A 19,275-nucleotide genomic window follows, 5' to 3' on the forward strand; every position below is an offset into this window, starting at 1 on the left:
CACGCCTCCTACGAACCCTTCAGCCGCCCGCTCGACCTCCTCGGCATCGCCTGACCAGCACACTCACAAGATCACCAGACTTTGAAACGGCCCTGGCCGGTTCCCGGTCTGGTCGGCAGGGCAGGCAGCGGGCGTCCGGGAACCGGGAAGAGCGCAGGAGAAGCCGGTTGTTAATCGCCGACCCCGGCATGCTCCCGGACGGTCGGGTACTCCTCCAGCGGGCGCTCGTAGAGCACGGGACTGCCGGCTCTTGTCCAGCACGACGTCGGCGACCGGCTTGGCCGCCAGCGCCGTCTGGGCAGGCCTCGCGCTCCTGGCTGGGGCGGTCGGTTCGACCTCCGGTGCCGGGGTGGGGACGGCGGCCGCGCTGACGTGGATGTCGATGGCACGAACGGTGTCGGGCCGGACGGCGGGGGTTGGTGGTGTGCGTCGGGGCGCGGGGGCAAGGCCAAGCGCTGCTCCTTTGGCATGAACGTCGGTCGAGAAGTGCGCGTTCGGCCCCCTGCGCACGTGCGGGGTTCCACTCTTCAGTCGTCTCTGTAGAAACTACTTCGCGGACGGTTCCATCATGGCGGTCGGTTGGGAGGGTCTTCCCCTCGACGATCAGAAGAGCGAGCTCGCCCCTGTACGGCGGCGGACGCTGAAGATCCATCAGGGCAGTGCCTCGAAGACGCCTCGCCGTGGCGCGCGTGGGGAGTGCCGTTACTGCGGTACCCCGGTGAACTGGTTCGACCGGTATGAGGAGCCGGGGATCCCTTTGAATCAGGTCCGGAATTTCACTCCGGATGTGCCGCAACAACTTCGATGGCATGTCTTCAATGGAGTTGCGTGCCAGGGCTATGGCGGGGGTGACTGTTTTCTGGCTCACCCGGCCATCTGTCCGGCACTCAACCAGGGTGATGTGCATCCTTCGTTGCGGCTGTTGGTACGGAACCTTGGGGTTCGGATGCGGACGAGGATCGAGAGTGGGGAGTTCCTTCCGGTTCTCCCGCCGCAGGGTGAGGGTGGCGTGACTGAGCCGCCATCGGTGGGGCCCGAGGCCGTGGTGCGGCACGTCATCGAGTACTGCGGCCGGTTCCGCTTGGCCCCGGCAGCGATCGGATCGGTCCGCTGCGTCGCGCATGCGGCATCGACAGGCGATCGGTGCCGGAATTTGGTCTTCGAATATCCGATCGGTTATTGGCAGGAATTCCCGATCCCCTATGTCCAGGGCCGGACAAGACAGCATCTTGCGCTGACCGGGACCATGTGGGCCTTCAACCTGAATGGCGGGGACTATCAACAGTTTCTGCGCTGGCATCGGCAGCGCTGCCACAGTCACATCCCCGACGGGCCAGCGCATGACGCCGTGCCTCCGGAGTGGGTCGACTTCCGTCCGCTCACGCACATGGAGCACATCCTGCGTACCTGCCCGGACACAAAGGCGATGTCGAACCCACTCCGGCTTGGGCTGGCGGGCTTCAGCGGCGAGCCTCCGAGGACGATCTGCGCGACCGACGGTTGTTTCAATGGGCGGTCCGGCTCGGCACCCGAGGGGTGGCGCTGCGACCGGTGCGTCAGGACCGAGAAGAAGCGCAGCGATGTGCACCGTCGGTACTTCGGGGTTCGTCCCGACGACGGGATCGAGCTGTAAGCCGCTGTGGGCGGAGAAGTCCTCCGAACGGGTGGCGGCCGGGACTGCCCGCAGTCCTCTTCCGGGTGGATGCCGATAGGGGGATTCCACCTTCTCGTCCCGTCAACGGCGTGTTCGGGCACGAATGGACGTCTGCGGGTGGCGGCGGGCGACGGTCTGACTATCCGAGGGCACCTCCGTCGTGTGTCAGCATCTGCGCGAAGACGGTGGATCCCTGGTTACTTCGCTACCGAAGCACCGGCTTCGACCGCTGTTCATGGGCCACACCCGGAGGTTTCAGTGATCGCGCCTGCACCCACTCCTGAGCAGGAAGCTGCTGTCGCGGCGTTCAAGTCAGGGGACCACCTGGTGCTGCAAGCGGGGGCCGGCACCGGCAAGACGACCACGCTGCAGATGCTCGCCCGCGCGACGACCAAGAAGGGCCGGTACCTCGCCTTCAACAAGTCGATCGCCACCGACGCAGCACAAAAGTTCCCCGGCAACGTGCTGTGCAAGACGGCCCACGCCATGGCGTACGGCGCCATCGGGCACCAGTACAGCGGGCGGATGAACGCCCCGCGGCTTCCAGGGTGGAAGACCGGCCTGCTGCTCGGCATCAACATGACGATCCGTATCGGCCCTCGGAAGGTCAGCAACAAGGCCCTGTCCACGGCCGCCTTGGAGACCGTGGCGAGGTTCTGCCGCTCGGCCGACGAAGAGATCACCCGCTGGCACGTGCCCCATCTGCGCGGGATCGAGGAAGAGTCGCTGCACTCGCAGCTCGTCGAAGTGGTGCTGCCGTACGCGCGGAAAGCGTGGGCCGACTTGCAGAACCCGGACGAGGGCGTCGTGCGCTTCGATCACGACCACTACCTGAAGATCTGGGCGCTGACCCGCCCGAAGATCCAGGCGGACTTCCTGCTCCTGGACGAGGCGCAGGACACCAACTCGGTGGTGGAGAAGCTCTTCAACGACCAGCGCGGGCACGCCCAGCTGGTGATGGTCGGCGACTCGGCCCAGGCGATCTACGGATGGCGCGGGGCCCGGGACGTAATGAGCGACTTCGCCGGCACCCAGCTCTCGCTGTCGCAGTCCTTCCGCTTCGGTCCCGAGCTGGCGGCGGAGGCGAACCGCTGGCTCACGATCGTCGACGCCCCGATCCGGCTGGCCGGGACCACCCGGATCGACACCCGCATCACGGAAGTGCCGGCACCGAGCGCGATCCTGTGCCGCACGAACGTGGGCGCGATGCTGGAGGTGATGCGCCAGCTGGACAACGGCACCAGCGTCGCGCTGGTGGGCGGCGGCCAGGCCCTGGTCGCGCTCGCCCGCGCCGCGATCGACCTCAAGGCCGGCCGGAAGACCTCCCACCCGGAACTGCTGCTGTTCGACAGCTGGGGAGAGCTCCAGGAGTATGCCGAATTCGACCCGGCCGGCCACGACCTGCTGCCCCTGGTCGACCTGGTCGACGAGCACGGGCCCGAGGTGATCCTGCAGGCGGTCGCGAAGCTGAGCAGCGAGCAGGACGCCCAGGTGGTTGTCTCCACCGCACACAAGGCCAAGGGCAGGGAGTGGCCCAGCGTGCGCATCTCCCCGGACTTCACCGCCCCGGAGGACCAGGAGGAGTGCGACGACGACGGTTTCCCCCTGCCCGGCCCGATCGACGACGCCGAGGCCCGGCTCGCCTACGTGGCGGTGACCCGCGCCCGCGACCTCCTGGACCTCGGCGGCCTCTCCTGGATCAACCAGCACCCGGACGGAAACCCAGGCGGGACGTTCCCCGGCCCACGGCCTGGAGGGCCCGCGTTGCTGTCCGACCCAGTGACGGCCTGGACGGTGTGATCGCTGCGCCTCAGACGGCTGCCGGCGCCCTCGGGCCCGGCAGCGCGGTCTTCCCGCCCCCACGACGCCGTGGGGGCCAATGCCGCCGGATTTCCCGCCGCGGCCGTGGGGCGGCGGTGCCCGAGACAAGAAGTCGACCGCTCGCCGTCCTCGCCCGCGGCCCCATGGCGTACGACCTTGGTGTCCCGGGCCCTCCAAGGCCGGAGCGGCTGACAACAAACTGCTGCGGGTAGGCCGGTCGAACCCGCCGGTACGGCGAGCCTGACCGGGTAGTGCTGGTGCCCACGAGTACTTACCGCCGGGCGGTCCTCGCCCGGCAGGCTTCGCAGGCGTGGACGCCGGCGTCGCCGTAGCGGCGGATCGCCGATCCGCAGCCAGCGCACGGGCCGATTTGCCATGGCTCGCAGCCGTGGGCGAGGGCGGCTTCGCGGCGCTGGGTCGCGGTGGCGTCGAGCCGACGGTCCTGCCGGGGCACCGTGAACAGCCGCTTGGGGACCTCGTCGAAGGTGTGCAGGCCGGTGCCGGCGGAGTTGCCGCGCCGGGGCCGGGGGTCGTTGAAGGTGAAGGTTTCCTCGCCGTAGCGGCAGGTCGTGTCGAGGTCCTGAGAGGTGTACGTGATGCTGGCGTCCGCGGTCCCGGGTTCGGCGGGGGAGTCCTCGTTCTCGGCGGGGCCGAACATGTCGTGCCAGCGGTTCCGATCGGCGGCGGGCACCCACATCCGGGAGACGGAGCGCGGGTCGCGCTGGCTGGGGATGCGCATCGGCACGAACTCGCCGTCGGCGCTGGCGACGACGAGCTGGTCGACCTCGGTGGGGGCCTTCGCGGGCAAGCACAGCGCGGGCAGGAACCACTCGGCGTGGAAGCGGCCGCAGGAGCTGCCGTTGACCGGGCAGGGCCGCACGCTGCTCGGCAGGCATTTCCACTGCTGCAGGTGCCGCACCCCGGCGCGCACCACCATGGCGAGCGGGGAGGCGATCTCTTTCCAGCTGAAGTCGTCGACGCGCGCCCACGGCGCCCGCTCGACCACGGCGGAGCGGTCGGTGTCGGTCACCCACAGCGGGACGATCCCATGCTCGGCGGCCGCGCGGGAGCGGCGGCGGACGGTGTCTGCGGTGATCGGCGAGTACTGGGCCTCCCAGCCGATCCGCCGGCCGTCGTCTCCGGTGACGAGGACGTCAGTGCGGATCCGCCCGTCGGTCGCGCGGGCCTCGACCTCGGCGCACAGGCCGTGGCGTTCGGCGGCCCGGGCGATCCGCTCCTTCATCGCCTGGTGCTTCGCGCTCTCCTCGGCGGTGGGGGTGTGGCGCACCGGCAAGTGGGCGGCCACCCAGAAGGTGGAGCCGCCGACCGTCCGGCGGCGGATCGTCATCCAGGGGGACCGGCCGTCCTCCTCGGCCTGGCAGGCGCCGTCGCGGTGGTGCTCCAGGCACTCCAGGAGTTCGCGCCTGCGCTGATCGATCGGGGTGGTGATCTCCTCCAGCAGGCCTGGCCGGTCAGGATGGCCGAGGTCGGGCATGGTCAGGTTGATCTCGATGCCGTACGCGGTGTGGAAAACGCCATTCGCCATATCCGGAGAATAGAAACAGGGGCCGACAATTTAAACACCGGTGCGAATGTTTAGAATCAACAGACAGGGCTCTTGAATTAGCGCCCGTCCCGCAATCCACAGAGTTCGACAGTCTGTTTGAATTCTCTCAGTGCCAAGTCGACCCCCTCCGACTGCCGAATCTGAGGAAGCCGCCAGCGCGCGGCCAACAGGGCATCGGATCAGCTCTTGTCACCCGCGAGGCGGGGCGGTCAGCTGCGGCGGCGGTAATGGAGGCGGAGCTTATGGCCCTGCGCTCTGTGGAACACCCCCACCGGCCTCACCACCGCGGCCCGCTCCGCCTGCCCGAACTGCTCATCCAGGCAGCCGCCTTCAGATGACCGGCGCCGTGATGACGCCCGTCGCGGTGGGTTTCCTCTTGGGCTGGGAAAGCCCTGTCAGCTCTTCCACGCCACGGCGTGGACTGTCTGGTCTTGCATGGACATGTGCCGCTCCACGCGAACGAGAACTTCGGCGGGGCTGTGGCGCTTGAGCAAGAGCAGTGGGTTGCAGAACTCGACCATGATTGCTGCGGGGGAGTCGAGATCGATCCAGTGCAGGAGAGGGCGCTGGACATCGATGTCAGCGAGGATCGAGGTGGTGACTACGCAGGGAATCTCGTGATCCACGATGGTGCGCTTCAGGTCGAGTCCGATGCTTTCGAGCACGTCGGCGCGGGATCCGCCGAGCGGCTGGTCGGCGTGCATCCGTTCCCAGCGTTCGATGACGACCAGATCGGGCCGCACAGTCTGCATCGCCCGGCTGACCACGGCGGGGGTGGGGCTGTGCGTTTCGTCGACGACCAGGGTGGGGCGGGTTAGCTGGGGCGGGTAGCCGGTGAACAGCAGGACCCGCTTGCCCGTGACGGCCGCGTGGACGGCGACGGCCGTGCCGGCCGGAGCCTCTCGGCTGCTGCGCTTGGCAATGAGTCCGGCCAGGTGCTTATGGTTCAGGTCGATCAAGTCGGTGAACTCGGGCCAGGGCGTCTCCAGTGGCGGCTCATGGCGAGACAAGTCACCTGGCCACTGTTGGGCCACTGAGTTGGGGGTCGCCTTGGCCCACTCGCTCAGCAACTCCGTGGTCTCGGGATCGTCTGCCCTGGCGCGGAGGCCGATGGCCACGTGGATGCCGTCGCCGAGCAACTGGTCGTAGATAGTGCGGATGTTCAGCCGGCAGGGCTCGTGCACCGGGTAGGGGCCCCACAGCCATTCCTTTTCGTGCTTGGCGATGCCCTCGATGCGGATTTTGCCGTCCGGTGCCACCTCAATCGGATTCAGGCATACGACGCAGTCGTACAAGCTGCTCAACACAATCTCCTGTCACAGCGGCGACTGGCGGATTCCCCCACCAGGTTGGTGCGTTGTTCGTCGAACGTCTAGATCGCCTTCTGCGGGCCGATCGCGGCCCCGCCCGGCTCCTGTTGGCGCAGGCGGGGCCGTCAGGCGCTCTGAGGGTCGCTCGGGGCCCTTCTTGCGCCTGTCAGAGTCCGAGGTCTGACCTCAGGTTGGTGCTGGGGCTCCACTCAGCGGCATCGGGGGGCTGTGGGGCGACGGCGCCGATCGGGGTGAAGTCGGGCTCGTACGCATCATCCTCGAAGCGCCGGCCGACTTCGTCGTCGCGGGTCATGTCGACGAAGCGCGAGTAGTGACCCTGGAAGGCGGTGGTGATCGTGGCCGTCTGGCCATTGCGGTGCTTGGCCACGATCAGGTCGGCCTCCCCCGCGCGCTTGGATTCCTTCTCGTAGTTGTCCTCACGGTGCAGCAGGATCACGACGTCGGCGTCCTGCTCGATCGAGCCGGACTCGCGCAGATCGGAGATCATCGGACGCTTGTCAGCGCGCTGCTCGGGTCCGCGGTTGAGCTGGGACAGGGCGATGACCGGCACGCCGAGCTGCTTGGCGAGCAGTTTCAGGTTGCGGGACATGTCGCTGACCTCCTGCTGGCGGTTCTCCGCGCGGCGGCCCGCGCCCTGGAGCAGCTGGAGGTAGTCGACGATGACCAGGTCCAGGCCGCGGCGCTGCTTGATCTTGCGGCAGCGGGCGGCGATCGACAGCGCCGACTGTGCCGGATTGTCGTCGATCAGCAGCGGGGCGTCGGTCATCCGGCTGATCGCCCGGCCCGAGCGCACCCAGTCGTCGTCGGTCATGTCACCCGAGCGCAGGCGGTGCAGCGGGACGCGGCCCTCGGCGGACACCGCGCGCAGCTGGATCTCCTCGCGGCCCATCTCCAGGGAGAACAGGGCGGTGGTGAGGCGGTGGGTGATGCTGGCGCAGCGGGCGATGTCCAAGGCCAGCGTGGACTTCCCGACGGCCGGGCGGGCGGCGATAACGATCATCTGGCCGCCCTGGAGGCCCTGGGTGAGCTGGTCAAGGTCGGCGAAGCCGGTCGGCACCCCCGTGATCTTGCCCCTGTTGTGCTTGCGGCCCTCGACCTTGGTCATGGTGATGTCCATGCCGTCCATCAGCGGCGCTGCGCCGTCGTCGGAGGCTTGGTCGGCTAGGGCCATGACCTCGGCCTGGGCGGCGTTGACGATCTCGTCGACGTCGCCTTCGGCCGCGTAGCCCATGCCGGCGATCCGGGTGCCCGCCTCGACGAGGCGGCGCAGGACGGCGCGCTCGTGGACGATCTGGGCGTAGTACTCGGCGTTCGCGGCCGTGGGGACGGTGTTGACCAGGGTGTGCAGGTAGCCGGGGCCGCCGACCCGCTGGAGCTCGCCGCGCTTGGTCAGCTCGCCGGCCACGGTGATCGGGTCGGCCGGCTCGCCGCGGGCGTAAAGGTCGAGGATCGTGCCGTGGATCATCTCGTGGGCGGGCCGGTAGTAGTCGGTCGGCTTGAGGACCTCGATCACGTCGGCGATCGCGTCCTTGGACAGCAGCATGCCGCCGAGCACCGACTGCTCGGCCGTCAGGTCCTGCGGCGGCACCCGCTCGAACCCGTCAGCGCTGTCGCCGCCGTCGGTGTCAGTCTGGCAGTGAGAGCGAGTGCGGCGCGGGCGGCCGAACGCGGCGCGCGGCGCGGGGACGGTGGCCTCCGGGTCGGGGCCGAAGTCGTCGGGCTCCTGGTTGCTCCAGTCGTGCGCGTCCATCCCGGCCTGGACGGCCTGCGGTGCCGACTCGGGACTCGTGGTGTTCTCGTCGGGTACGTTCAACGTGATCTCTCCTTGGGATCGGACGGCCGCCGGGGCCTGGCAGGGTTGACCGGCGGCCGTCGCTCGTGTTTGGGGATGGATCAGCCGGCGAGGAACTCGGCCCGCCTGGCGGACTGCTGGCGGGCCTCCTCAGCCTGGCGGGCCGCGGCGTCCCGGCCGCGATCAGCAACCGTCCGCGGCTTCTTGCCCCGCTGGATCAACGCGGCCAGGGCCCGGCGGGCGGACTCGTCGTCGATACCACGCTCTGCGTCGAGCGCACGGCGCTGGCGGTCCACGACGGCATCCGCCGCGCAGTGTCGGCAACCGGCCGCCTCCAGGTTCGGGTGCGACGGGCACGGGTCGGCAACCGTCCGGGAGGTCTGACGCGTGACCGGCTTGGCCGGGGCACCGGCGTACTGGGCAGTGGTCGCCTCCGCCAGACCGACCCAAGTCGGCTGAGTGGTGCCCATCCAGGCGGCCACCGAGAGCAGCCACTCCACCGAGGCACCTGCCGAAATCAGTGCCCGCGCCGAGTCGGTGAACTCGGCCAGCGCGGCGCGGCGCCGGTGAGGCCCGAAGCCGGCACTTCTCCTGGCGTCGGTCCAGGCCGCCACGACCCGCAGCACCTGAGGGTCGTCGGCAGCCGGGTCGGTGTCCGAGCGCTGGCCGTGCACCGACGGCGCAGCCGTCTCGCTGTTCTCCAGTTCGATCTTCTCACTCTCCGTTGCCTTGGAGGCCCCTGGGACGGGCGCGTTCGACGTGACGTCCGGGAGAGAGGAGGAGGGGACAGAAGAGGGAAGGAAAAGGGGGTCGGAATCCGACGGGAGTGCAGGGTCGGAATCCGACCCGGGGGGGTCGGATTCCGACCCCCCCGGGTCGGATTCCGACGGGGGGTCTGCGATGGCGTGTCCTACCCCTGGGTCGGATTCCGACGGGGGGGCTGAGCTGGGCGTTTCGTGCGGGTCGGCGAAGGTGAGCTCCTCCACGAGGGACGGCCCGTAGTCCGTGCGAGCACGCTTCATGCTGGCGAGCAGCGTGAGGTTCACCCGGTAAAGGTCGGCGATCCGGGCGCCGTTCTTTGGGCTGTACCGCTCTCCTGCCGCCAGCAGCCCGCGCTTGATCAGCTTCTGCTTGTTGGACTTGGCGGCCGTCTCCTTCATGTGCGCCTCGTCCGCCAACTGGCGCATGGAAGCGATCACGTAGCCGCGGTCGTCTGTGTGGTTGCAGCACGCGAGCAGGAATGCGCCCTCCCCCGTCGACAGCCCGTCAGCCCTGAAGACCAGGTTCATGTGCTGGATCACCGGCCACCGTCCAACGACACCCCAGCGGCCTGAGACGCCTCGTAGTCGACGCAGTCGGGGTGCCCGTTGGCAGGTGCCAGGAGCAGCTCAGCCTGGACGGCCGGACGGTGGGAGTGGGGGGCGGAGGTCGGGGTGAGCGGAGTGACGCGCTCAACACGCGGTGTAGCGGAACTGGGCAAGGTGGCGCTACCTCTCGGGTGGAGCGCCGTCACTTGGCAGTTAGCGGGAATCGGCCGACAGGGGCGAGTGACGGGTGTCTCTCGCCTGTGGGCGGGTATGGCTGGTACCGTCGTGACGACGCAGGTTCTGTAGCGAGAGCGGCCCAAATCTTGGCGGATGCAGGGTCGCTTTCGCATTTCTGGAGTTGTGCGGGGTGCCCAGGGGGCACCAGGCGAGCCTAGCCCCGTGCGGACGGAGTCCGGGCGCTTTTGGGGCGTGTCCTCGCCCTACTGGCTGTTAGGTAGGCGGCATCAATTCTCCTTCGTCCTGCAGGCTGAAGCGCCGTAGGATCTCCAGCGCGCCCCCGGCCGAGAGCCCCCTGTCGTCCTTCGCGTCGTTCCAACCCCGGAGCGTCTCGGCAACTGCACGCAGAACCTCGTCCGGAAGGCCCGCCTCGTGCAGTGCGTCCGCGGCCTCTTCTATCTCCGGTGCCCACCTCCATGCCCGTGCGGCGGTCTTGGCGATGTAGTCGGTCTCGGTCAGGTAGCTGCTAGCCCGCTTGCCTGCTACGTCCAGCAGCGCCTGGTCGACGCCGTGGTGCTGTGCCAGGCCGTACGAGAGCGCAGCCAGCACCCGGGACGCCTTCTGGTAAGCGGTATAGGAGACCTTCAGCACGGACGCCTGACCGATCTCCTCTCCCAGAATCGGCGTTGAGACCGCTGTACCGGAGAACAGCGCCGAGACCAGCTGGGCAGCAGCTGGCGGGCCGGAGAGGAACAACTGCGCGCGCTTGCCGCCGACCGGCGGGGAACCGATCACCGAGCCGTCGACCACCGCCCGAGCGCTCCGGCCCACCAGGTCGGCGATCCGCCGCACCCGCTCCGGGCTGATTGCGTTGCCTTCGACGTATATGCCGGCGAACCCATACCCGGCGACCTCGCTGGCGATGTCCTCAGCAACGGCCGGCGGGCACAGGCTCAGCACGACCTCGGCCCGCTCCAGCAGCTCGCACAGGTCCGCCACCGGCTCCAGCCCGGCCTGCTCGGCGCGCTGCACGGTTGCGGCGCTGCGCCCGGCCGGGCACCACAGCACCCGGGTGCCCGCTGACACCGCGCAGGCCGCGACGGCCGCGCCCATGCTGCCAGGATGCAGCACGCCAACAACCGGCTGATCCGACGTCACCGGTGACCACCACTGCGGACGAGAGCGAAGGCCTCCACGGCAGTCTGGGCGATGAGGTCTGGCCCCACCCCGCCCGGCCAGGTACGGCCGTGTGAAATCCAGACGGTGCGCAGCCCGGCCTCCCGGCCGCCGACGACATCCATTTCGGCGTTGTCCCCGATCATCCACCCGCCCTGGGAGAGGTCCCGGCCGACGCTGGCGGCCGCGGCCTCGAAGATTTGGCGGTCCGGTTTCCGGGCGCCGATCTCTTCGGAGATACACACGCTGGCGACCACGTCGGTAATGCCGGTGGCCTTCAGCTTGGCGCGCTGGATCTGCGCGCCGCCGTTGGTGACGACGACGACCTGGCGGCCAGCCTCCCGTGCGGCGGCCAGCGCCTCCACCACGCCAGGGAACGGCTTGACCGACATGGCGAGCTCCGGCTCGTACCGCGCCCAGAGCTCGCTGGCCGACTCCGGCAGGCCGAGCTCCGCACACAGGCCCTCGATGACGTCCAGGTCCGCCCGGATGCGCATGGCATCGAGCATCCGCTGCTCGACCTCCGGACCCAGGCCGTGCCCCGCGCAGTACCCGGTTACCCAGGTCGTCACCGCTGCGAGCCGGTCGATCAGCGTGTCGTCGAAGTCCACCATCACCAACTCGTCGCCGCCGTGCAGGGTGGTGAGCGTCTGCCGGATCTGCGTGGCCGCCGCCGCGGGCGCGACCGCATCCGTTCGGATGCTCAGATCGAACCGGAAGCCCGAGTTGGCGTCGAGGTCGTCCTGGGTCGCGTCCCACGCGGCCAGCCGCGCCGGAGTGTCCGCGTCGCCCCGGCCGATAGACCGGGCCTCGGTCACCTCTCGCGGGCACCACAGCAGGACGGTCAGCCACTGCGCCGGGTAGCCGTCGAGTACGGCCCGCACCCCGTCAACCTGGCCCAGATGCATCACCGGAACCCCAGCCGTGAATGCACTGTCCAGCCCCGGCCGATCCGTCACGTACGTGCTCTCGTACCGCGAGTTCTCGTACACGACCGCGCCCGAAGCCCGAAGCTTCTCCAGTTGCTCGGGCGTGCCCATGCGATAGCCAGCGGACCGGCCAGGCCCGACCTTCACCCGCGAGAACAAGGAGAAGGCGGTGTCGAGATCGGCAAGAGCGCGGGTGACGGTGTCCTTCCCCGCAGCCGGCGGCCCGTAGAGGATCACGCCTTGCATGGCGGATGCCCCACTCATGCGTAGACCTCCCGGATCGCCTGACGGGCCTGATCGGCGAGCGAGATCGCGGCGCCGAGCCGGTTGTCGACTACCAGGTGCGGCACCGCTGGCCTCAGGTCAGTGTCGATGGTCTGGAGGTACTCGTCCCAGCGCCGCAGCTTCCAAGCGTCCCGGGCAGCCGAGCGGAAAGTGATGTACTCGCGCATCGACTCCGGGTCGCATCGGACCCAGATCGGCGCAACATCGACGCCGAGCGAAGCGCAGCGGTTCGTGAGCCGCTGCATCCAGTCCGGGTTGGTCATCTCCGAGATGAACGGCGCGGACAGCACGGTGCTGATACGGCAGTTGATGTTGGCCCAGGCCGCCTGCATCAGGCAGTCGTACTCGATGTTGCGTACCTGTTCGCGGTACAGGTCGGTGTGCCGGTCGTGCGGGTCACCGCCGAGTGCCACCAGCAGCCGTTCCACCAACGGCCGGGTCAGTGGATCCTTGTCCAGCAACGGCCAGCCGGTCAGCTGAGCCAGGAACTTGGCGAACTCCGTTTTCCCGGACCCCGCGTACCCGCCTACCAGCACGACGACCGGGCGGTGCGGATCACCGCCGGTGTGCCGGCGCTTCCAAGCGTCCAGGATCCGCTGCTGCACGCGCATGTGATCGGCATCGTCGTCGCCGGGAGCGATCCGGTGGATCGCCCGTTCGACAGCGAGCACGTGCGTCCCGTTGTGATCGTCGCTCGCCGGCGTCAGACGGAACTGCGTTTCCTCACCCGGAAGCGCGGCGCGGAACCCAAGCTCGGGATCCGTCGCCCTGTAGAGCAGGCAGTACGCCCGCCGGTAGTGCGGCCCGGGATAGACCTCACCCTGTTCGTGCTGCCACAACGTCTGCGGGTTCGCGGCCGGGATGCCCTTGAGCTTCGCGTCCTCGGCGACCTCGCGCAGCCGCTCCCCCGCCTTCTCCAACGTCAGCCCGTGCGCTTCCCGCTGCGCGCGCAGCAGGTCAGGCCGCCACCCCGTACGTCCCTTGGCCATGCCCCCACCCTCCAGTGTCACCATGCCCGGCAGCCTAGGGCTGACCAGCCAAAACCCGTGTGTACGCAGATGTGAATACGTGTGTATGAACGTGTTGATGGAGCTGATGACGCGCATGTGATTCTTCATCAGGTTCTCGGCCGCTGTGATGGACCTTGCAGCGGCTGAGCTAATCGGAAGAAGCAGAGGCATGTACGTGGCGGCACTGGTCCAAGGCTTGAGTTCAGCGCTCAGCCTGCGTCTGCAGGGCTCGTTCCAGCTCCTCAACGCGGCTGCGCAACTCGGCAAGTTCGCGCGCCAAGTCTTCTACCGTCGGAGCAGCCGACGGCTGGGTGTCCGGGGAGCTCACGAAGCTCCCGCGCCCCGCCTGGGAGTAAACGGCGCCGCGGGAGCGCAGCTCGGCCAGGGCTCGCTGCACAGTTCCGGTCGCCAGACCGTGCTCAGCGGCCAGTTGGCTGGTGCTGGGGAGCTTGTCGCCTGGGCGGAGCTCTCCACGGCGGATCTGTGCAAGGACGGCCTGCACCAGCTGTTGATATGGCACCTGCTGCCGGCTCGGGTCGCTACTCATGGGCGCATCGTACATCCGGCTCCCCGCCATAGATAGCCATGGCATGTATGTTGACATGGTTGCCATGGATGGTTACCTTGATTGAGCAAGGCCGGCGCTGACAACGCCGGAGCAAACACCGGTGTCACCCGCCTTCGGGCGGTGGCGGTCACTTCGGTGACAAGGGGTCGAGCCTTAGCTCCCCCACGTCGGACGCCCACATAGCAACACCGAACGACCTTGAGCAGCGTGCTGCGCTGCCTGTCCGCCAGGACGTTGGCCGATCGGGCCGGGCCTGGCGGGCGGAGAGAGCAGCACCTCCGCTCCCCCGCACTCTCCATCTCTCCCTGCCAGGAGGCCCCGATGCCCGCTCGCACCCGCACCAAGCGCCGCTCCGCTCTCCCCGCTCTCCGCCTGTCGACGCTCCCGCCGAGCCACTACAACATCCGCCCCGACGAGGTGACCACCGTGGTCTGCCCGGACTGCCAGACCTGGCAGCGGATCATGGGCGACCAGGACAAGACCCGCTCGATCAGGGACCACTACTCCACCGACCTGTCCGGCGCCGACCTCGCGGCTGGCCAGCGGGACACCCGCTGCACCTCCGCCCGCCGGGTCGTCGAGATCGACGTCCTGGTGGTTCGCTGGGCCCAGCACATCGAGGAGGGCAGCACCCAGGTCGCCGCCCGGCGGCCCACCAAGGTGCTCAAGAAGATCCCGACCCCGAAGCCGGCCGCGCTGCACCAGCTCGACCCGGCCCCGGCCACCGCGGACTCCGCCCGCAAGGCCTACGAGACCCACTGCTCCCGCTGCACGACCTGCACCGGCGAGATCCACTGCCAGGACGGCCAGCGCCTGCACCGCCACCACCTGCACCTGCTCCGCCTGGAGCCGCAGCACCGCCGTGACCGCGAGCTCGCCGCCGCGGCCAAGCGCAAGACGGAGCGCCAGGCCGCGCAGGAGGCGCCGGCCCGCCGGGCCCGCCAGTGGGACAACGTCCGGCTGCGCGTCCTTGCTAAGGACATCCTGCGCGAGATCCCGCTGCAGGACGCCCTCGGCCCGATCCGCGGCGCCGCCGTGCCGACCGACCACGAGGACACCAAGGACCAGTCCCGGGCGCTCGCGAAGGCGCGCACCGATAAGGCGATCCGCAAGGCCAGCCCGGTGCGCGCCGCCGCCTGACACACCGCCAGTACGAACCACCACGGCCGCCGCCCACCCGGACCACCGGGTGGGCGGCGGCCGTGGCTGCTCGTGCAGCCAGCACAAGAACGGCCCCGGGGTTGCGCCCCCGAGGCCGTTGTCGGTCGCACCACCCACCAGCAGTAGACGAGAGGAACACGACCGTGGACACCATGATGGCACTCTCCGTCGACACCGCGGAGACCACCGGCACCACCGACTTCGACGACCTGTACGGCCGGTACTCCACCGCGCTGCTGGTGGCCGCTGCCGAGCAGCTCGCTGAGATCAGCCCGGCCGCGACCGACCTCGACGAGGACCTGGCCGAGGCGGTCTGGGACGACGTCGCGGCCGGCCTCTACCCGGACGGCGCCTGCGGCCTCGCCGGCCTGCTGCTCATGCTGCGCGACAAGGTCCGCCGGGTCCGCAGCCGGGCGCTGGCCGCCTCCCGGGCGATCCGCGAGGTCGTCATCGACCTGGACGACCTCGACGCCCCCGCGCCCGCCACCGCGATCCCGACCGCCCGGCCGCTGCCGGTCACCATCTCCGCTGCCGTCGCAGCCCTCCGCACGCTCCCCCTGGCCGGCTGACCCGCCATGGACGACCACAGCGCGCAGCTGGAGCGCCAGGTCCAGGAACAGCTCGCCCGACTCGAAGCGCAGGCCGCCGCGGAGCGGCAGCTCGCCGAGCAGCTGCGTCAGCAGCAGACCGGAGGCACCGAGTGACCGTCATCGATCCCGCCGTCGTGCGCTCGTACGGCGGCAGCAACGGCCAGGGCAGCAAGCCCGCCCCTGACCCCGCCCCGATCACCTCCAAGAAGGACAGCGGCCGGTGAGCAGCCCCGAGGACCAGGCCTGGACGCAGCGGCAGATGGACGAGCTGCTGCGCCGGGCCCGCGAGATGTACGCGAAGGCGCAGGCCGCGAAGGCCGGCGGACAGCAGCAGTAGCCAGCCCCAGCCAGAGAGAAGGAGTCCGCTCGTGAGGACGACCGAGGAGTACGACGCCTGGCAGGCCGGGCTGGAGCAGATGCACCGCAACTACGAGGAGACCGACCAGGCCGAGTACGTCGCCTACATGGACGAGCTCGACGCCCGCGACGTCGCGGCCTGGGCCGACCCGGTCCTGGAGCAGCCGGCCACCGGCGGCGCGCTCCTGGAGCAGCGGCACGTCCTGCACGAGGCCGCGCACCCGGAGACCGTCGCCGCGCTCCACCGTCTCGCCCGCCTCGCCCCGTCGGCCTGACCGTCGGTTGGTTGTCGTTCGCCGCCGCCCCGCCCCGGACCACCGGGCGCGGGGCGGCGGCGTTCGACGGTGCCCGACGCACCCGCCCCTATAAGAGAGGACAACCCCGATGGCAATTCCCACCTGGTTGCTCGACCGCACCGACGAGACCTCCCCGCTGCCGACCGCCGCGCTCGGCCAGCTCCTGGTCTGGCTGGACGCCCCGGACAACCGCGCGGCCTGGTGCAACACCCGCCTGACCCGCGAGGCCGCGCTGATCGAGGCCGAGCGCGTGCTCAACCAGGCCCAGTTCGGCCGACGCAAGCCGGCCAGCCCGGACCTGATCGTCGAGCTGCGCGAGAACGTCGCCGAGACGCGGGGCCTGGTCGGCCTGGCCGAGTTGGCCGAGGAGTTCGCCGAGCGGACCCGGCTGCGGGTCACCGCCACGGCCAACCGCCCCACCCATGACAGCGACGTGGTGGTCCGGGACCTGGCCGGCCAGATCAACCTCGGCACCCGCCGCGTGATCGAGGCCCTGACCGAAAGCGAGCACACCTACCCGGACGAGGCGCACCGTCACGCCGAGGCCGCCCTGGACGAGCTGACCTCCGGCCACCGCTCGGCCAGGACCACCGGATCCGCCAGCGACCTCCGCGCCTGGGTGGAGGCCCTGAAGCTGGCCCTCGACGTGACGAAGCTGACCGCCGAGCGGGCCTGACGGCCTTCACTCGCGCCTGACCCGCCGCCTGCCGCCGCCGTACCCGCACGGACGGCGGCGGCGGACGGCGACCAACCGCCACACCACCAACCGAAGGGGAACGCGCCATGCTCACCGTCACGACCACCGGCAGGATCGCCCAGCTGCGCGACCGCGCCCTCCAGGCCGAGACCGCCCTCGCGGCCACCAACCTCCAGTTGGAGGACGTCCGGGAGGAGCTGCGGACCCGCGACCTGGAACTGCACTCCGTGCGCGCCGACCTCAAGACCGCGCAGGCGGACTCAGGACAGAGTCTCGTCGCCAAGGCGAAGGCCAGTGAGGCCGTGACCCGGCTCCTGCTGAAGGACGCGAGCGGGCGGCTCGCCGCCCACGACCGCACGATCACCGAACTGCGCGCCGAACTGGAACAGGCGCGGGCCGGCCAGCCGGCCGATCCGACCCTGCCCGAGCACGCGGTGCTGGCCTTCCGCACCCTGGGCGGCGGACTGGTCGCACTGCTCGCCGTACCGGACGAGGACCGCTACGACCTCGCTCCCGTCTACGGCTACCAGTGCCTGACGTGTGGCGACGAGGCCAGCGGCGCCTTCCGGATGGCCGACGGCCGCCGGTGGGCCAACGAGCACGCCGCCGCCTGCCGGGCGATCCCGGCCGGGACCGCCGTCGCCGGGAAGGCCGGCGCCCGCAGCTGACCCGAGTCCGCGTTTCGGGCCCGGCCGCCTCTTCCCCGCCCCAGCGGCGGCCGGTTTCGGAGACGTGTGATCGCGCTTCGGGAGCACCGGCCGCCGTTTCGGACCCACCCGAACCGAGCCTTCCGGAGGCCCCTGTGACGATCACCGACATGCCGCCGACGGCGGCCCTGCCCCGCCCGGCGCCCCTCGCGCCCGGCCCCGTTTCGGCACCGCCGACCCCCGTTTCGGCAACGGCCGAGTTCGTTTCGCCGACGACCCCGGCCGCTTCGGACCGGCCCCGCCACAACCCGCTCATGATCGCCCTGTCCCTGGCGGCGGCCGTCGGCGGGATCCTCGTGGGCGTCATCGGCTTCGCCATGTCCTACTCCACGCTCTCCGACGTCGCCCTCAACTCCTGGGGCTTCACCAAGGACCTGGCGCCGTGGTTCCCGGTCGGCGTGGACGCCTCGATCGTGGCGTTCCTGGCCCTGGACCTGTACCTGGTCCGCAAGGGCACCCCGTGGCACGTGCTGCGCCTGGCCGCCCACACGATGACCGGCGCCACGATCTGGTTCAACGCCAGCTCACAGGGCTCCATCCACGCCGACCCGGTACGGGCGGTGGCGCACGGCGCGATGCCATTCCTGTTCGTCATCGGAGTCGAGGCCGGCCGCCGCCTGATCATCCACAAGGCCCGGCTGGAGTCCGGCACCGCCAGCGACCCGGTGCCGCTGCACCGCTGGCTGCTGTCCCCGGTGAAGACCCCCCGCTTCTACCGGACGATGCGCCTGACCGGCGTCACCTCCTACATGGAGATGATCCGCCGGGAACAGGAGCTCATCGCCTACGAGCTGTGGCTCAAGCGCAAGCACAGCGGCGACCTCTCGAAAGCCACCGAGGACGAGCTGCTGCCGATGACGATGGCCCCCTACGGCTACACCGTCGCCCAGGCCCTGGCGATGCCGGACGACCAGGAACGCGCCGCTGCGGCCCGCCAGGAGGAGGCCGAGCGCAGGAAGCTGGAGGCCGAGACCCGCCGCAAGAAGGCGGAGGCCAAGGCCAAGGCCGAGGCGCTGCGCGCGGACGGCGAGCTGGAGACGGTGCGCGCGCAGGTCGAGGGCGAGATGGGGCAGGCCAGGGCGCACGCGAAGGCCCAGGTCACGGCCGCCGAGCGGGCCGCCGCGCTGGAGGAGCAGGCACTGGAGACGGCCGTGATGGCCGAGGCCCGCGCCCGCACCGCCGCCGCCGAGACCCAGGAGGCCAAGGAGCGGGAGGCGAAGGCCGCCGTCGATCTCCGGGCGGCCGAGCTGGAGCGCCTCGCCGCCGAGGAGCGCCGGCAGGCCGCGGAGGCCGACCGGATCGCCGCCGCCGAGACGGAGGCGGTCGAGACGCAGACCATCGCCGAAGCCCGGCTCGCCACCCTCGAAGCGGACAAGGCCGCCGCCGAAACGCAGAAGGCCGTCGCCGAAACGCGCCGCGCCGCTGCTGAGGAGAACCGGATCGCGGCGGAGGAGCGGGCGCGCCAGGAGGCTGCTCTCGCGGCCGTCGAGCAGTCCAAGAAGGACGCCGCCGAAACGACGCGGGCCGCTGCCGAAACGCGGCTGGCCGCCGCCGAAATCGAGAAGCGCGCGGTCGAAGCGGAGGACCTCGCGAAGTTGAAGCCGCGCGAGCGGGCGGTGCGCAAGGTCGCCCGGATGATCCTCGCCACCCCCGACCAGGTGCCCGAGCAACTGCTGCTCTCGGACATCCAGACCGCGCTGGAAGTCACCTCCTCGGCCACCGCCTCCGAGTACCGCACGGAGGCCGCCGAGCTGCTCGCCCAGGGCTACCGGCCCTGACCAGCGGGCTGGCCGCACCAGTGCACGGCCTCTCCGGTGGTCACCAGGACGCTCGCAACGTCCTGGTGGCCG

17 protein-coding genes are annotated in these 19,275 nt (G+C 70.1%); 9 read left to right on the forward strand and 8 right to left on the reverse strand.

Features of this window, described 5'->3' with window-relative positions; translation table 11 throughout:
• The first annotated feature begins 568 nt into the window (after window positions 1-568).
• Entirely contained in the window at window positions 569-1,633 is a 1,065-nt protein-coding gene (locus ACZ7KX_RS39540) for a DUF6083 domain-containing protein (protein WP_470330769.1), read from the forward strand.
• A gap of 279 nt (window positions 1,634-1,912) precedes the next feature.
• Window positions 1,913-3,454: a UvrD-helicase domain-containing protein gene (locus tag ACZ7KX_RS39545; protein WP_470330770.1), complete on the forward strand. Its 1,542-nt coding sequence runs from the start codon at window positions 1,913-1,915 to the stop codon at window positions 3,452-3,454.
• 292 nt (window positions 3,455-3,746) lie between these two features.
• Here ACZ7KX_RS39545 and ACZ7KX_RS39550 read toward each other — a convergent pair whose 3' ends face one another.
• The 8 genes from ACZ7KX_RS39550 to ACZ7KX_RS39585 form a co-directional block, all read right to left on the reverse strand.
• Window positions 3,747-5,021 carry a competence protein CoiA family protein gene (locus ACZ7KX_RS39550; RefSeq protein WP_470330771.1) on the reverse strand — a complete coding sequence of 425 codons (1,275 nt, stop codon included), beginning with the start codon at window positions 5,019-5,021 and terminating at the stop codon, window positions 3,747-3,749.
• Window positions 5,022-5,437: 416 nt separating this feature from the next.
• Complete coding sequence (locus ACZ7KX_RS39555) at window positions 5,438-6,346, reverse strand: hypothetical protein (protein WP_470330772.1); 909 nt, start codon at window positions 6,344-6,346, stop codon at window positions 5,438-5,440.
• A 172-nt stretch (window positions 6,347-6,518) separates the two neighbouring features.
• On the reverse strand, window positions 6,519-8,123 hold the full coding sequence (dnaB, locus tag ACZ7KX_RS39560; protein WP_470330812.1) for a replicative DNA helicase: 1,605 nt from the start codon (window positions 8,121-8,123) through the stop codon (window positions 6,519-6,521).
• Between the two features lie 143 nt (window positions 8,124-8,266).
• Window positions 8,267-9,466, reverse strand: coding sequence for a hypothetical protein (locus ACZ7KX_RS39565; RefSeq protein ID WP_470330773.1), 1,200 nt, complete (start codon window positions 9,464-9,466; stop codon window positions 8,267-8,269).
• A 456-nt stretch (window positions 9,467-9,922) separates the two neighbouring features.
• Complete coding sequence (locus ACZ7KX_RS39570; RefSeq protein ID WP_470330774.1) at window positions 9,923-10,807, reverse strand: NAD(P)-dependent oxidoreductase; 885 nt, start codon at window positions 10,805-10,807, stop codon at window positions 9,923-9,925.
• Window positions 10,804-12,018: an HAD family hydrolase gene (locus ACZ7KX_RS39575; RefSeq protein ID WP_470330775.1), complete on the reverse strand. Its 1,215-nt coding sequence runs from the start codon at window positions 12,016-12,018 to the stop codon at window positions 10,804-10,806. Before ACZ7KX_RS39575 ends, ACZ7KX_RS39570 begins: the two co-directional genes overlap by 4 nt.
• Window positions 12,015-13,028, reverse strand: a complete 1,014-nt coding sequence (locus tag ACZ7KX_RS39580; RefSeq protein WP_470330813.1) for a P-loop nucleotide/nucleoside kinase family protein — start codon at window positions 13,026-13,028, stop codon at window positions 12,015-12,017. Before ACZ7KX_RS39580 ends, ACZ7KX_RS39575 begins: the two co-directional genes overlap by 4 nt.
• Window positions 13,029-13,251: 223 nt before the next feature.
• The gene (locus ACZ7KX_RS39585) at window positions 13,252-13,596 is read right to left on the reverse strand and encodes a GntR family transcriptional regulator (protein WP_470330776.1); all 345 of its coding nucleotides are present in this window, start codon (window positions 13,594-13,596) and stop codon (window positions 13,252-13,254) included.
• A 342-nt stretch (window positions 13,597-13,938) separates the two neighbouring features.
• On the opposite strand from ACZ7KX_RS39585, the gene ACZ7KX_RS39590 reads away from it, so the two are divergent.
• The 7 genes from ACZ7KX_RS39590 (at window position 13,939) to ACZ7KX_RS39620 (ending at window position 19,203) form a co-directional block, all read left to right on the forward strand.
• On the forward strand, window positions 13,939-14,757 hold the full coding sequence (locus ACZ7KX_RS39590; RefSeq protein WP_470330777.1) for a hypothetical protein: 819 nt from the start codon (window positions 13,939-13,941) through the stop codon (window positions 14,755-14,757).
• Window positions 14,758-14,921: 164 nt separating this feature from the next.
• A complete protein-coding gene (locus tag ACZ7KX_RS39595) occupies window positions 14,922-15,347 on the forward strand; it encodes a hypothetical protein (RefSeq protein WP_470330778.1) in 426 nt (141 codons plus the stop codon).
• A 6-nt stretch (window positions 15,348-15,353) separates the two neighbouring features.
• Window positions 15,354-15,482 carry a hypothetical protein gene (locus tag ACZ7KX_RS39600; protein WP_470330779.1) on the forward strand — a complete coding sequence of 43 codons (129 nt, stop codon included), beginning with the start codon at window positions 15,354-15,356 and terminating at the stop codon, window positions 15,480-15,482.
• A gap of 254 nt (window positions 15,483-15,736) precedes the next feature.
• Window positions 15,737-16,000, forward strand: coding sequence for a hypothetical protein (locus ACZ7KX_RS39605; RefSeq protein WP_470330780.1), 264 nt, complete (start codon window positions 15,737-15,739; stop codon window positions 15,998-16,000).
• Between the two features lie 109 nt (window positions 16,001-16,109).
• Window positions 16,110-16,697 (forward strand): hypothetical protein, encoded by a 588-nt coding sequence (locus tag ACZ7KX_RS39610; RefSeq protein ID WP_470330781.1) that lies wholly within the window; start codon window positions 16,110-16,112, stop codon window positions 16,695-16,697.
• 107 nt (window positions 16,698-16,804) lie between these two features.
• The gene (locus tag ACZ7KX_RS39615) at window positions 16,805-17,386 is read left to right on the forward strand and encodes a zinc ribbon domain-containing protein (RefSeq protein WP_470330782.1); all 582 of its coding nucleotides are present in this window, start codon (window positions 16,805-16,807) and stop codon (window positions 17,384-17,386) included.
• Between the two features lie 293 nt (window positions 17,387-17,679).
• A complete protein-coding gene (locus tag ACZ7KX_RS39620; protein WP_470330783.1) occupies window positions 17,680-19,203 on the forward strand; it encodes a DUF2637 domain-containing protein in 1,524 nt (507 codons plus the stop codon).
• Window positions 19,204-19,275 lie beyond the last annotated feature (72 nt).

Source organism: Kitasatospora sp. NPDC038210, from assembly GCF_055600605.1.